Here is a 13,139-nt window from a genome sequence, read left to right as displayed (position 1 = left end):
TTAGTTGTTTAACCTGTCTTTATCATACACGGGATGAAAACGCATCCAAATGATCTTTTCGGCTATGAAGTTGATCTTTTATGAACTGCTTTAAGCTTCCAACCGAAGCGGTTGCTCTTCTTCCTGATCACGATGAATAATCGGGATTTTCATCGCCACTTTCGTGCCTCTGGGGTCATTCGCAGTCAAAATAATACCGTAATCCTCGCCATGGTGAAGCTGAATACGGTGATGGACATTGGCAACGCCCATGCCTGTAAACGTATGCGGGCTGCGCCTTGTACGGAATTCCTCGAGCTGCTCTTCCGTCATCCCCTCACCATTATCGGAGATCACGATGTGCAGACTACCTTCATGAATACGTGCTTGAATGACGATTTTACCACGTGTTTCTTTGCCAGCCATACCGTGTACGATGCTATTTTCCAAAATCGGTTGAATGAGCAGTTTGAGTAAATACTTCGATTCTGCTTGCGGATCTATGTGCCATTCAACTTCAAATTTGTTGCCATAACGAATTTCCATAATGTATAGGTAATGCTTTAGATTAGCGATTTCATCGGAAAAACGGATAAGCACGCCGCCTCGATTAAATGCGGAGGAGACGAGTCGCATCAGAGCATTCGTCATGTTACGAATATTGTCCGCCTTGCTGATCAGTGCCATTAGCTTGATCGCATTTAATGTATTAATAAGAAAGTGCGGATTAATTTGCGACTGCAAGGCAGCAAACTCCGCTTTCCGCTTCGCTTGCTCTTGTTCCTCTCGCTGCCGTAGAAGCAGCTTCATTTGATCCAGCATATGATTAAACGTTCTGCCTAGCGCTGCCATTTCGGCTATTTTCGAAGTCCCAATCTTGGCGTTCAGCTCCCCCTCCATCACAAGAGACATTTTACGGACTAAGACGTGAATAGGCCTCGTCAAGCTATGAACTAAATAAAAGGAAATTAACAAAAATACAAGGATAACCGCAATGGTTGAAAAAAGGACAAACTTAAAAATACGTTCATAATTGGCTGTTACTTTACTGTAAGGGATCTCTTGAATCGCTTTCCAGCCTGTTTCTCCAACGCTCGCATAGGTAACCATCATCTTGCGATCGCTCACCTGATCGATAAAATGGCCCTCACGCGCACTGCTGATCTGCTCAAGTTTGGCCGGTGTTAAGCTCGATTGCTCCCAGTTGTAACTGGCTGTGACCACTTGACCTTCCTTGCTCACAATGACATAAGTGGAATCATCGTTGGGCTGTTGTCGCAAGATTTTATCAAACGCTTCTTCATTTAGTGAAAAATAGATCATTTCGACATTACTAAGCGTATGGTAGTCACTGGGAGCAATCGCTGCTGTCACCGCTAACGGCTCCCTCACTCCGTATAGAAGCGTTTCCTGAAGGCTAAGAAACTGCACACTATCTTTGTGTTGAAGCAAGTTTTGATACCATGACGCCGAACGCAGCTCCTGCTCATCCTTAATCAAGTTCTGCTTAAACGAATACACACCGCCATCTTTATAAAAAAAGTGGATCGCCAACAGTTGGCTAGACATCGAGTAGGTGTATCTGCTGAGCGCAAGCGTTAGATCGTTGATATACTTAAAACGGTTGCTCTCATCCGCTTGAATCAAGGATGTTACCGTTGAAAGCACATCACGATCGACACCGACGGCAGCTGCAGCGTATTCGATTTTACCGATTTCCTGCTGAGCTGAATAGGTAACAGCATGGAGAGTCTGCAGGGTCCGCTCCGTTGTCTGCTGCAATAAATCGCGTTTGTAGACTTGAAGAATCATGGTTGAGATGGTCACGATCGGAAAGACAACCATGACGACTAATAAGATATGGAGAGTCACTGAAAACGACCATGGTTTCGTAAATAGCTTCAACACTTTCACCCCGTAAATTCTATAATACGAAATAAGACTTCGTAGACATACATTCTGTCTTTTTAGGGCGATGTCCTTTAATTGGTTGAACGACAAAATCTCCCTGTATCCCAGCAGTCAGGCAGAGCGGAGCCCCATCACTCTCTCTCAGCCAAGAGCCGCTTCAGAACAACAACTGCTTCGGCCCGACTTGCAGATGCCCTTGGCGCAAAGTCTGTCGTCGTTCGCCCCTCCATGAGTTTGGCTCCGACGGCAAGTTTAACGAAGGGAGCCGCCCAATCACTCACTGCGGTATCATCTCCAAAATGGATCGATTCGTCCATCTTCATATCCTCCACGTTTATCCCGCTTGCGTAAGCCTTAGCTCTGATCAGCATCGCTGTCATTTCCTCCCGTGTAATGATGGTCTCAGGAGCAAATGCCGTTGCTGAAACCCCATTGATCAGCCCAGCCGAGAAGGCTTTCTTCACGGTCCCTTCATACCAGCTGCCGACTGCTACATCGTTGAATGGCACTTTGGCTGCATCGTCGTTTTTCAGCTGCAGCGCTTTTGCGAGCAGGGTCGCAAATTGTGCCCTAGTCACGCTCGTATCCGGTGCAAAATGATCGTCATCCATTCCCTCTACGATACCTTTAATGACCATTTGCATAACATCCGTCTTACCCCAATGCCCTGCAAGATCGCTAAAAATTTTAGTGAAATCTACGGCATCATTCCGTGTAAAAGATTGACTTTTTAAATTGTGATCTACAATTTTTAGTGTGGTCCATTTGATATTCGTCATGCCAACTTTCCTAGCACGGAAGGTGATTGTGCTAACATCTATATTCCCTTTCTCACCTTCTACCTTGCCCACTTTGGTATGCGCTATAGTAAGCTCATTCCCTTTTATTATTGGTGAGATGGAGAAGCCATCTATGTTCGTGTCTGCACGTACAACCTCCAGTTCGCTAGGATCAAAGCTGAATTTGGCCTCATAGGCATATAAATCCTGGACATGTTCACCTTTCACGGTAACGATAAATTCACCCGTCGATTCAAGCTCTGATGTCTTCATGACAAATTGGGAAGCATTCTCCGCGAATGCGGGAGCTGTCCCAATAACACCCAAACAAAGATTGCAGACTACGGCAGCCAGGATTATTTTACGTTTCATCCCCACTCATCCTCTCGTATAAAACGACATTTTTTGCAAGCGCTTGCATGTTTGCTAATAACAAAATCACATCCATCTCTAAGCAAATTATAGCTATTCTCCTGACGTAATTTCATGATCTTTTTGGTTGTCCACATGATGTTTTTGGGTCAATCTTTTTTTGATACCATGTCATGCGTCATTTAAGATGAAATTTGAAGAAACGAGCAAATCGGAGGAATTTAACTACAGAATTTCCATTTAAATTCTATCTAGAACTGGAAAGGCAAAAATTTGCTGTACTTTATCCAGTTATTTGTTCTGGGGCTGTAAGTTCGTAGCTTCAACATTAGGCCGCCGCTGGATAGGGCGGAAGAGATAGCTAGTTTCAAAGCCGATGTGCAGCATGAGGCGAGTAGAGTAATACGTTTTGTGGGTGCATACCTCTAGCAACTTACGGTTGTAGATATCACAGAAAACCATTCAAATTCACATGCCCCCCCTTACCCAGCCCACCATCCGACTTCAGCTCCTCCACAAATAACCCTTCGGATTCGAGAAATCTGCTTCAAATAGATGGAGAAAATCCAGTTAGGATGCGGGAAGCAGAGGAAGCAGGTTCATTACTCCTAGGTCATTACGAAAGAAGAGGCTGGTTCAAAAAGTCTACATTGACTTTTTTGAACAGCCTCTTCATGTGCAGCTTTCTGCTTCTCCCTAACAACCGGTTCAAAACAATGGAACCCTGTATTTATCCCCTTTTCCTGAATAGAGAATAGCTTCTGAGCTATATAAATCAACTTGGATAAGGGGGGTTTGAATGTTCCCTAACGTCAGTTTATTGCTTTTTAACGCATGGAGCAAAGAAGGTATGTGTTTATGATCCGTACCGATTAAGTTCACGTTCACCGTTTCTTGATTGAATAGGATATTGGTTTGATTCATTGCTCTTCCCTCCTTATCGTTACTAATGGCTTCACCCCAACGATCCACTTTACTTAAACTTGCAAGTTTTAAAGAGTCCAACAATATGCCCATTTCATATCCACTCCTTTTTTTAAAAACAAAAATAGCATGGATTCAAAAGATCCATGCTTCCGGGTGACCAGTCAGCTAATTACTTAATTCCGATTAATTCAATGTGTTTTATATGTTTTAAATTAACATGGTTTTACTTGATTGTCAACCAAGGTTTTAAGTCTCTGTCTAGTTGGTTACATAATGCAGCTGGACAAATTGCCCGAAGCGTGTAACTTGATTTAAGCTCAGCGTTGTCTCTGGATTGCCCGTTTTAAAGAGAGGAATTCCTTTTCCCAATACAATCGGTACAATTGAAACGATCCATTCGTCGATGAGTTTTGATTTGATCAGCTCGTCCGCCAGCCCATCAGAATCGTATCTGTCGTATCGTAAAAGGCCGAAAACCCGTTGTCTCCCTCGCCTTCAACAGTGAACATCCAGTCTAAATTGCCATCTTCTCTAGCTATGAAACCATCCAGACTCATGGCGATAAAGAAGACTAATTTTCTTGATGCCGACATCTTCATCACTCCGAATCGTAAGATTTGATCGTCCCACTCTTATGCTTATAAGTATACCGTAATGGAAGTATGATTAAACCGACTTTCCCCTAAATCAATCTCTTCATGCCGCGCAACCATTCATAAAAACCATCATCGAAGAAGAGATCCGGAATGTACGTCTGCGTATAATTGCAATTAGGGCAAAGAAGAACCAACCCTTGTTCAAGAACCTTAGGGTATAACTTCTCGTGTTTACTATTTAGTCCGCATAGGAGTGGTTTCACTCCATCTGCCTGCTGGTAATCTTTAATCCGTTGCTTAACATCCTCTTCGTTCATTGTGATCCCCTTTTTTTGTTTCATTCAATATGATTCTAAGCTACATAAAGTCATACACTTTTCTGCAGAAATTCCTTTATGTACTTATCTTTAAAGCCAAGGCTGTCATACAGACTTCTGGCATAATTCCCGGAAACACACCAAAGATCAACTTTTTCATGGCCGCGCTGATAGATTTCATTGCATAAAAACATAACGAATCTTCTACCTATCCCTAGACCCTGAAAGTCAGTACGAACAGAAATGCTACTTAGTACATGACCAGAAAGATGGCTATAAGCGACGATTTCTCCGTTGATTTCATATACAAAACGATCTCCTGCATCCTCTTTCCATGCTTTTCGATCTTTTTCACTCGGCTCAGCAATGACTGAATCAGGAAAGCACCCGACACGGACGCGCATTTCATGAAAAGCTTTGGCATACAGCGACTGAGTGATCGAATAGTCTTCGTCAGAATATTGCCTCACCGGAAGCTTATCCAGAAGAAAGGGATCGCCGATTCTCTGCATAAAAGTCGATGAAAAATATTTATCATAACCGAGCTTTCGTGCAAACGCAAGCGATGATTCATGACCACTCCGATAGGAGCTCCTTATTTTCTGAGTTCCCCCCTCACGCAATATCGATTCGGCATACTTTACCGCAGCAGATCCGATTCCTTGTCTACGAAATTGCGGAGCAACAAATACAGTTACGTAAGACTGTGTTGCAGGCTCGTTTACTTGAGCTATAGCAACAACCTTATCCTCCAGGGATACAGTAATAAATAATTCCGGTTGTTCCGAAAGCAACCTTAGCATATCTTCGCCCGCGTCAACGTCCTTGCTTATTAATTCGCTTACAACAGGATAATCTTTTTCAGTGAAGCGTTCAAATCGGATATCTGTTATATTCATCCGTTTTCGATTCCTCCGTTGCTTCTGGAACTCTAGCATTCCTTAAGTGGTATGGAAAATTCAACATAAAAAGGATGAAGCTCTTCATTCAAGCAAAGCTCGATTCGTTGTTTGAAATTCTTCCATTTTACCATTTCCAAAGCTGTTTCTATTGGAAAGTAACCCACTTCCAAAGACTCAGGTGTCGTCGTTAATTCGCCTCCAACTGGTCTGCCTAAAAATAACGTGTTACAAATACTAGCACTTACATTTTGAAATACACCGCAAAACTTGGTTACTTCTATATCTATTCCGCTCTCCTCTTTCGTTTCCCTAACTGCCGCATCCTTTAATGATTCTCCTTCTTCAACTTGCCCGCCTGGCATTTCCCATCCTCGTTTTGGCCCTTTGATCAATAGAATTTCATTCCGTTCATTTAGAACAATTGCTGCCGCGGATACGATATGTTTGGGAACCATTTATTCGTCCTCCTTGATTCTGGTATTAATCATTAAATCTATACAGTTGTTCTTTTGTAAAAGTCCATTCCGGCGTCTTCAACTTTCCTTCAAACACAGCGGGGTACCAAGGATTGCCTTCCCCGTTATCCTCGTTTTCTAGGATGTGGATGTCTTGTGCGGGCGTGTAGCCCTGAGCTAAAATAAAGAGTTTTTCACCCGTCTTGGCGTTTTGAGCCACATCTAATACAACGATGGCATGGCCTGGCGTACCCCCTTCCAAAAACACATCTCCAGCCTGAATCTCTGAGAGCGGCACCTTCTTCATTTCCTTGGATAAGGACAACGTTCCTGCGTACGCAAATACCATGTTCAGATAACTTCGAAACACCTCGTAATTGTCCGAAGCCGCTCCCCGTTTGATCCATGAGACCTTGTTCCCGGAAACTTCAATCCGATTTCCTTTCCTCCATGTTGCATAGTCAGCTTTAAAGCCATTTGTAAAATTGAAGTGAATTTGATCAAAGTTGCCACGACCATATAAGTATTCCGCACGCAGTCTCATAACCGCATCAGCGCACTGCTGAAGATCCCGCTCCCCTACATCCACATCGAGCACCGCTTCGTAGACCTCTTTCGCCTTAAGCTCTCCATTAAACAAATGCACCTTGGAGCCATGGGGCTTTAGAGGCAGATTCCGCAAATAATTCCCGTAAGAACCATCTTCTACAGAGACCCTCTCATACCCTTTAGGAACGGCTATCCGTTCCATCACATTTGTTCCTTCCGGAAGTATTAATTGTTGTTTGTGGGATTTGTTTCCCTTAACAAGTTCAATGGCTTTCGACCGTTCTTCCCCAACAGCAGAGCAGGAACTAAGCAACAGCGCAGTAAACGCAATCATGATTATCCATTTTTTCATTATCAGCTCCAGCTCCGATCATGTTGCTTCATATATATTCGATAACTTGGAAAATAGTGGGACCAACAAGTAGACGATCCTCTGTGACAAATAGTTGCTTTCTGACGTTCGTTCCCTCCATATGGATTATTTACGCCATACTTCGAATACTATTTTCTTATGGGCATGGATAACAAAGGGGATATAGGAAATCCTATCCCTTACGATCTGGAAGGGGTGAACAGTGTGGCAGATGAGGCAAATGTTCCTCAAGAGCAAGAGACGGCACACATTGCAGAAGTTGAGATTAATCATGATTACGATCTGATGCGTGCCTATGCTGAACAATTAAATGGCGAGGTCTATAACGGAGAAGATTAAACGCTGAATGACTCTGAACAAACCCGAACAAGTTGATTAGCTCACTGTTCGGGTTTTTATATCGTATTTAAATAAAATTTTAAATATCAACGTGCCATGCTCTCTTATACAAAATAGGTATTGCCGCTGCGATAAGAATCACACCCATAATAGCAGGTGCGGCATGACCGAATGAAACATAAATTCGACCTCCAAGGATGGGTCCAATCATTCTTGCTAAAGCTTGAATCGATTGGCTGCCTCCTTGAATTCTACCTTGTTCACGGGAATCGACTGACTTGGAGAGCATGCCATTGAAGGAAGGCCCAAAAATCGAATCACCAAAACCAAAAATAAACATGCCAGCAATTAATAGAGGATAGAATGAGAACAGAGCAGAAAGCGCAATAAGACTGTAACCTACAATCTCCGAAACCATGCCAAGAATAGCGATCTGTTTATCCTTCCATTTTATCAAAAGCTTGGGCATGATGAAACCTTGTGACATGATATCTTGAACGCCCATAATTGAAAACAGTAGTCCGATTAGTACTGGCTTCCAACTGAACGTATCTATGGTAAATTGAGAGAAAACAGCCTGCAGAGATCCATTGGGTATCCATAGTAAGAACGCCGAGATAAACAGCCATTTTATATTTTTTATGGAGAGCACATGAGCAAGCTGTATAAATGGATTCAGTCTAGCTAAGCTAATCTCTTTCAATCTATCTTTCTTGCGAAGGCTTTCCGGCATATAAAAGAATCCATACACAACATTCAATAACGTTATAAGAGCACCAGCATACATGGGTGCCGCATAACCAAACTTGGCAAGTAATCCGCCTACCGTTGGACCAATGACAGTACCTACACCTACAACTGCACTTAACCAGCCAAAGTATTTGGTTCTTTGCTCAGCAGGAATGATGTCTGCAAAATAGGCGAAAATCGCACCTATGCTTCCACCTGTTATGCCTTCTATGATGCGACCAGCAAATAGTATCCATAGTGCTCCTCCAATACCAAATATGAAGTACCCGACTGCTGAACCCAGCAGGCATAGTAAGAGGATTGGACGACGGCCATATCTATCGCTCCATGCGCCAAGTACGGGAGCCGCAACAAACACGCAAAGGGCATATACAGACGTCAGCAGCGTAACAACAATAGCTTGTTCCCCAGGATTACTTGTAAATGGCTGCACGAAGTAGGGGACGACTGGTGCAATGATACTAAAGCTTATTCCGCAAAGAAACACAGCGATAAGGCCGAATCGTATAGCGTGTTTATTGGCGATTATTTCTTTGTTCTGTTGATTGTGTGATTTAAATAGCGACATATAAGTTCTCTCCTTAAAATTTCACTTTGATTCCTCGGAAACAAACTCATCCTATCGCATTTTTGTTTCCTTGTCAACAAAATAAAGACAACAAAAAAGGCAGCACGTTCTCAAGTGAGCCCAGCTGCCTGATTATTATTTTCTCATTCACATTTATTCCGACTTCTTATCTATACCTAGTTTCTTTATTTCCGAGTCTAAATGGCCGCTATACTTGTCAACAAAACGAAGTATACTGTCAAACTGTTCCTCCGTTACCTGCTCAAATACAGCTTTATCCCGCTCTTGAAACTCTTTGTGCAGATCGTCATGAATTTGATTAATGTCTTTCCCGTGCTCCGTAAGCCGGAAATAGATTTCTTTCTTGTTATCTGACTTCTGATAGCTTTCGATAAGGCCTTTTTCAATGAGTTTCTTCGTTAATTTACTTATAGCACCGCGCGTCATATAAAAGGACTCGGCAAGCTGCGTCACGTTGGAATCCGCATGTTTGTAAATGTATTCGATGCAATGTACTTCCGAAGACGTAAACCCTTTAAGACTTTCTTCCATCTTGTCTTTATTAAGCCAAACCAACTTATTATATAAGTTCCTGAAACCACTTATGATCTGGTCTTCTTTGTTCATGTCTCGTCCTCCCACCCGCAGGTGCATAAACAATCTTATATTTTTAGGGCTCGTATTGCTCATCACTGACTTGTTCCAACCATTCGACGGTCTTTCCCTCAAGTCGTTCTTGAATGGCTGTATGGGTCATTGCCGTGGTAGGGGAAGCTCCATGCCAGTGTTTCTCGCCTGGTGGAAACCAAACCACATCACCGGGGTTAATTTCCTCAATCTGACCACCCCAGCGCTGAACCCTTCCTTTTCCCGCCGTTACAATAAGCGTTTGCCCCAATGGATGCGTATGCCATGCTGTCCGTGCACCTGGCTCAAAGGTCACATTTGCTCCTACTACGCGGGCAGGATCCGCTGCTTCAAACAGTGGATCGATGCGAACTGTACCGGTAAAATAGTCAGACGAGCCTTTACCTGAAGGTTGGGACCCTACTCTTCTGATTTCCATTTGCTACATTCCTCCATTAGCTGTAATGTATTTGTTTTCCGAATAGAATAGTTGAATTCTCTTTGTGATTCCCGTTAATAATAACCTTATTAGGCCTAGGATGACAAACACATCAACCCTCAGAATGAAAAAAAGACGCGAAAATCGCGTCTATTGATGTTATACAGAATGTTCTACCATTACCAAGCAGAAGCCCCGCCATCGACCATATAGTTGGCTCCTGTAATGTATGACGCCCGGTCAGAAGCCAGAAATACGGCTAGTTCCACGAGTTCTTCGGGTTGTCCAAAACGCTTGAGCAGCGTTTTTTTGGTTATCTCGTTCCGAGCCTCTTGGTTGTCACCAAGGTCACGGTCGCTGGCAGGAGTCAAGAAAGGTCCCGGACTTATCGCCACCGCACGAATCCCATGGCGAGCACCTTCCAGCGCGAATTGTCGGGTCATGGAAATGACGCCAGCCTTTGCTGCTGTGTGCCCAACCATTGGAGGGGTTTCGCCTGCAATTACACCTGCCATTGATGCAACGTTGATGATTACGCCGCCTCCGCGCTGAACCAGATGAGGCCAAGCGAATTTGGACACAAAGAATGGAATGTCGAGTTCGCCGGCTATTGTTTTACGCCAGTCTTCAATCGAGAAATCAGGCATTGGACCGAAGTATTGGATAGCGGCGTTATTGTAAACGACATCGAGTCCACCATAGACAGCTACGGCCTCCTCAACCATTTTTCGCGCCTGTTCAGGGTCGGTGAGATCAATCGGTGCGATACCCGTCATTTCACCACCAGAGCTGCGCACAAGTTCGACGGTTTCATTGTTTGCATTTACATTGATATCAGATCCGACAACTTTGGCACCTTCGCGTGCAAAAGCTAGTGCTGCCGCGCGCCCTAGCCCTCCACCAGTACCTGTAATCAAAACAACTTTATTATCTATCATTCCCATGGTTATCTCCTCCTATTAATTATCCTAAAATTATTTATTTTAATAATATAAAATATATAACTATGATAATTGTTTGTCAACAACCAAATAACGCAAATAAAAGCGTTCACCCATAGAGTGAACGCCTACATGCCTTCAGAGCATTATTTGTCATACGTGACATGAGAAGCGACCCAATGCACAAACTGCATCACTTCAAATATGATATGTATATCAGGAGAAGTACGATTGTCCGTACGCCACGAACGCGATCGTTCAACCAAAGAACGCCACGGCTCTGGAAACGTTTTAAGTGCCCAAATGACAGCTTGCGGTTTACTACAAATAACACCAGAATCCAACGTATACATGATTCGACACATCGTCTCTACCACATAGGCTGTATGACCAAGGGGACTACGCCAATCAGGATCATCTAGCCGATCGGCAAAGTTTACCCAATCGCGCAAACGTATGGAGACAGCTGATTGAATTTCTTCCTTTGAAATCGGTTCGATGAGCGTTTTTGGGTCCGGACCGATGAGCGTAATTCCGTGCTCACGTAGCGTCCACCGTTCTAAGATCCAGTTCGTATGGTGCTCATTCCACCGCAAAAAACCTCCTCTTTCTATGGTCGGATGCCGTTCCCCTGTACGGAAGCGTTTCAGGGAATTGTACGCGATGTACGCCCCTTCCAGTTGCTGGGCATACGCATTCGGGATTGTAGCAAGTTGGGTATGCAGCTCGTTCAGGACAGCAAACTTCTCATCTGAAACGGGAAATTTGGTTACAGCCACGAAGTCGATATCACTGGTAACAGGGTCGAAATCGCCTAAAGCGATTGAACCACGCAGATAAACACCAACAAGGTCGTCTCCTATCGATTCTTGCATGCTTAGCAGTAATGTTTGCAGCATATCAATCACAGGATTCGGAAGAAGACTTAACTTGACAGAAACATTTGAGAAAGACAAGAACTCCCCTCCAGATAGCAAGTATATCTTTTACGATTCATAGAAATCGACGTATTACTCGGACATTTATGTACCTAATAACGTTTCGTAGTAACCACTCCGACCGAATATACCACCATTATGCTCATAAAATTCTGGATGCAGTTGGAATTGCCCATCCATGGCCTGGATCCAACTACCATGGGGCATGGGATGCTTCCCCCTCATAATCTCCCAATTGGTATAGTTTTGTTTGCCGTTGGATTCGATCAAGCCCATGGAGAGTCCCGGCACAGGCGGTAGATGGGCAGCAAGATTCTTATTCCAATCCACCATCATCGGATTAGCAGTCAAGTCAGCACAGAAGCAAGGAATGCCATGTTCACTAGCCAACTTCGCAACGCGCAAGCTCATGCTCATCGTCTTGGCAACAGGCTTTAAAGCAAAGGCCCCGTACCCCATTTGGATTCGCTCCATAGCATCCTTTTCATCATGTACACTTTCATCCCCTGTCACCCTTACCGGAATATCTGAAACATCCAGGTGCACATGCTCCGGAAACGGCTCTTCCACCAATAAGATATGTTCTAAAGCTCCTATTCGCTCTGCTGCGTCCACTAATCTGCAAAGAAGATCCTTGCTGCCGTACCTCCCATTGATGTCAAGGTAATAAGCAATTTTTCCATTGGCTGTATGGAGGCAGTCACGGTTCCCCGCGATGCGATGAATCTCTTTCAATCTTTGAATATCCCACTCCAGCATTTTCTCGGGATCTCCATCCTGATTCGGATCTGAGCCTAATTTAATTTTCAGCACAAAATAACCCTCGTCAAGCAACGCTACAACATCCGCCTCTGTCATCCCATATGAAACGACTGGCGTACAAGCAAGCTTTTCATGCCGAGATGCTAGTATGGATCTATACGCCTCCGGGATCAGTTCTGTAAAGTGGACACCAGGTGTTTTGCGACTCAACAGCATCCAAGCTGCATGATCAATAGGAACGAGTGCGTTGAGCGCAAAAGTAACCCTAAGCGGGTCCCCACCCCATGCGCGGGAGGCATATTCATAGGTCTGCACCACCAGAGGATCCAGAATGTCCATAGGGGTTTCAAATGTTGTATTTTGAGCGGTTAACAATGCATATTTCGTGATCTCATTCATGAATTCATTGCCGCTTTCATTGCCCCAACGGGTATAGACCTGTGGATCAGACCAAAGAATGCTCTGGACACCTAACCCCACACCTATATCTCCCTCCATATCCTCCAAAGAAACGAAGGATTGCCAGAGCTCACTCACATAGCCGCCTTTGAAACCGAATGGAGCGAGTAACGGTTCACGTTCTACCATAAAATTCGTTTTCTTAATCGTTATCAT

Annotated in this window: 16 protein-coding genes; 1 reads left to right on the top strand and 15 read right to left on the bottom strand. The window is 44.0% G+C overall.

What is annotated here, in order from left to right; genetic code table 11:
* Positions 1 to 90 precede the first annotated feature (90 nt).
* From AC58QT_RS15930 to AC58QT_RS15890, 9 genes are all read right to left on the bottom strand, one after another.
* Positions 91 to 1,884, bottom strand: coding sequence for a sensor histidine kinase (locus AC58QT_RS15930; protein ID WP_497409851.1), 1,794 nt, complete (start codon positions 1,882 to 1,884; stop codon positions 91 to 93).
* Between the two features lie 137 nt (positions 1,885 to 2,021).
* Positions 2,022 to 3,041 (bottom strand): S-layer homology domain-containing protein, encoded by a 1,020-nt coding sequence (locus AC58QT_RS15925; RefSeq protein WP_497409850.1) that lies wholly within the window; start codon positions 3,039 to 3,041, stop codon positions 2,022 to 2,024.
* Between the two features lie 708 nt (positions 3,042 to 3,749).
* Positions 3,750 to 4,058 (bottom strand): hypothetical protein, encoded by a 309-nt coding sequence (locus AC58QT_RS15920; RefSeq protein WP_497409849.1) that lies wholly within the window; start codon positions 4,056 to 4,058, stop codon positions 3,750 to 3,752.
* Between the two features lie 168 nt (positions 4,059 to 4,226).
* A complete protein-coding gene (locus AC58QT_RS15915; RefSeq protein ID WP_497410035.1) occupies positions 4,227 to 4,352 on the bottom strand; it encodes a hypothetical protein in 126 nt (41 codons plus the stop codon).
* 35 nt (positions 4,353 to 4,387) lie between these two features.
* Positions 4,388 to 4,561, bottom strand: coding sequence for a dihydrofolate reductase family protein (locus AC58QT_RS15910; RefSeq protein ID WP_497409848.1), 174 nt, complete (start codon positions 4,559 to 4,561; stop codon positions 4,388 to 4,390).
* An 89-nt stretch (positions 4,562 to 4,650) separates the two neighbouring features.
* Complete coding sequence (locus AC58QT_RS15905; protein WP_497409847.1) at positions 4,651 to 4,881, bottom strand: hypothetical protein; 231 nt, start codon at positions 4,879 to 4,881, stop codon at positions 4,651 to 4,653.
* Between the two features lie 50 nt (positions 4,882 to 4,931).
* A complete protein-coding gene (locus tag AC58QT_RS15900) occupies positions 4,932 to 5,780 on the bottom strand; it encodes a GNAT family N-acetyltransferase (RefSeq protein WP_497409846.1) in 849 nt (282 codons plus the stop codon).
* A 32-nt stretch (positions 5,781 to 5,812) separates the two neighbouring features.
* Positions 5,813 to 6,238 carry an NUDIX hydrolase gene (locus tag AC58QT_RS15895; protein ID WP_497409845.1) on the bottom strand — a complete coding sequence of 142 codons (426 nt, stop codon included), beginning with the start codon at positions 6,236 to 6,238 and terminating at the stop codon, positions 5,813 to 5,815.
* 25 nt (positions 6,239 to 6,263) lie between these two features.
* Positions 6,264 to 7,139 (bottom strand): DUF4846 domain-containing protein, encoded by an 876-nt coding sequence (locus AC58QT_RS15890; protein ID WP_497409844.1) that lies wholly within the window; start codon positions 7,137 to 7,139, stop codon positions 6,264 to 6,266.
* Between the two features lie 225 nt (positions 7,140 to 7,364).
* Between AC58QT_RS15890 and AC58QT_RS15885 the strand changes: the two genes are divergently transcribed.
* Positions 7,365 to 7,499: a hypothetical protein gene (locus AC58QT_RS15885; protein WP_497409843.1), complete on the top strand. Its 135-nt coding sequence runs from the start codon at positions 7,365 to 7,367 to the stop codon at positions 7,497 to 7,499.
* Between the two features lie 79 nt (positions 7,500 to 7,578).
* Here AC58QT_RS15885 and AC58QT_RS15880 read toward each other — a convergent pair whose 3' ends face one another.
* The 6 genes from AC58QT_RS15880 to AC58QT_RS15855 form a co-directional block, all read right to left on the bottom strand.
* A complete protein-coding gene (locus AC58QT_RS15880; RefSeq protein ID WP_497409842.1) occupies positions 7,579 to 8,817 on the bottom strand; it encodes an MFS transporter in 1,239 nt (412 codons plus the stop codon).
* 153 nt (positions 8,818 to 8,970) lie between these two features.
* Positions 8,971 to 9,444 (bottom strand): MarR family winged helix-turn-helix transcriptional regulator, encoded by a 474-nt coding sequence (locus AC58QT_RS15875; protein ID WP_497409841.1) that lies wholly within the window; start codon positions 9,442 to 9,444, stop codon positions 8,971 to 8,973.
* Between the two features lie 43 nt (positions 9,445 to 9,487).
* The gene (locus AC58QT_RS15870; RefSeq protein WP_497409840.1) at positions 9,488 to 9,883 is read right to left on the bottom strand and encodes a (R)-mandelonitrile lyase; all 396 of its coding nucleotides are present in this window, start codon (positions 9,881 to 9,883) and stop codon (positions 9,488 to 9,490) included.
* 179 nt (positions 9,884 to 10,062) lie between these two features.
* Entirely contained in the window at positions 10,063 to 10,827 is a 765-nt protein-coding gene (locus AC58QT_RS15865; RefSeq protein ID WP_497409839.1) for an SDR family NAD(P)-dependent oxidoreductase, read from the bottom strand.
* Positions 10,828 to 10,970: 143 nt separating this feature from the next.
* Positions 10,971 to 11,780, bottom strand: a complete 810-nt coding sequence (locus tag AC58QT_RS15860; protein WP_497409838.1) for an aminoglycoside adenylyltransferase domain-containing protein — start codon at positions 11,778 to 11,780, stop codon at positions 10,971 to 10,973.
* A 66-nt stretch (positions 11,781 to 11,846) separates the two neighbouring features.
* Positions 11,847 to 13,139, bottom strand: a complete 1,293-nt coding sequence (locus AC58QT_RS15855) for an enolase C-terminal domain-like protein (RefSeq protein ID WP_497409837.1) — start codon at positions 13,137 to 13,139, stop codon at positions 11,847 to 11,849.

Source organism: Paenibacillus sp. J31R109 (assembly GCF_059692055.1).
Note: the sequence above shows the minus strand (reverse complement) of the source record. Positions and strands in the feature narration are given on the sequence as shown.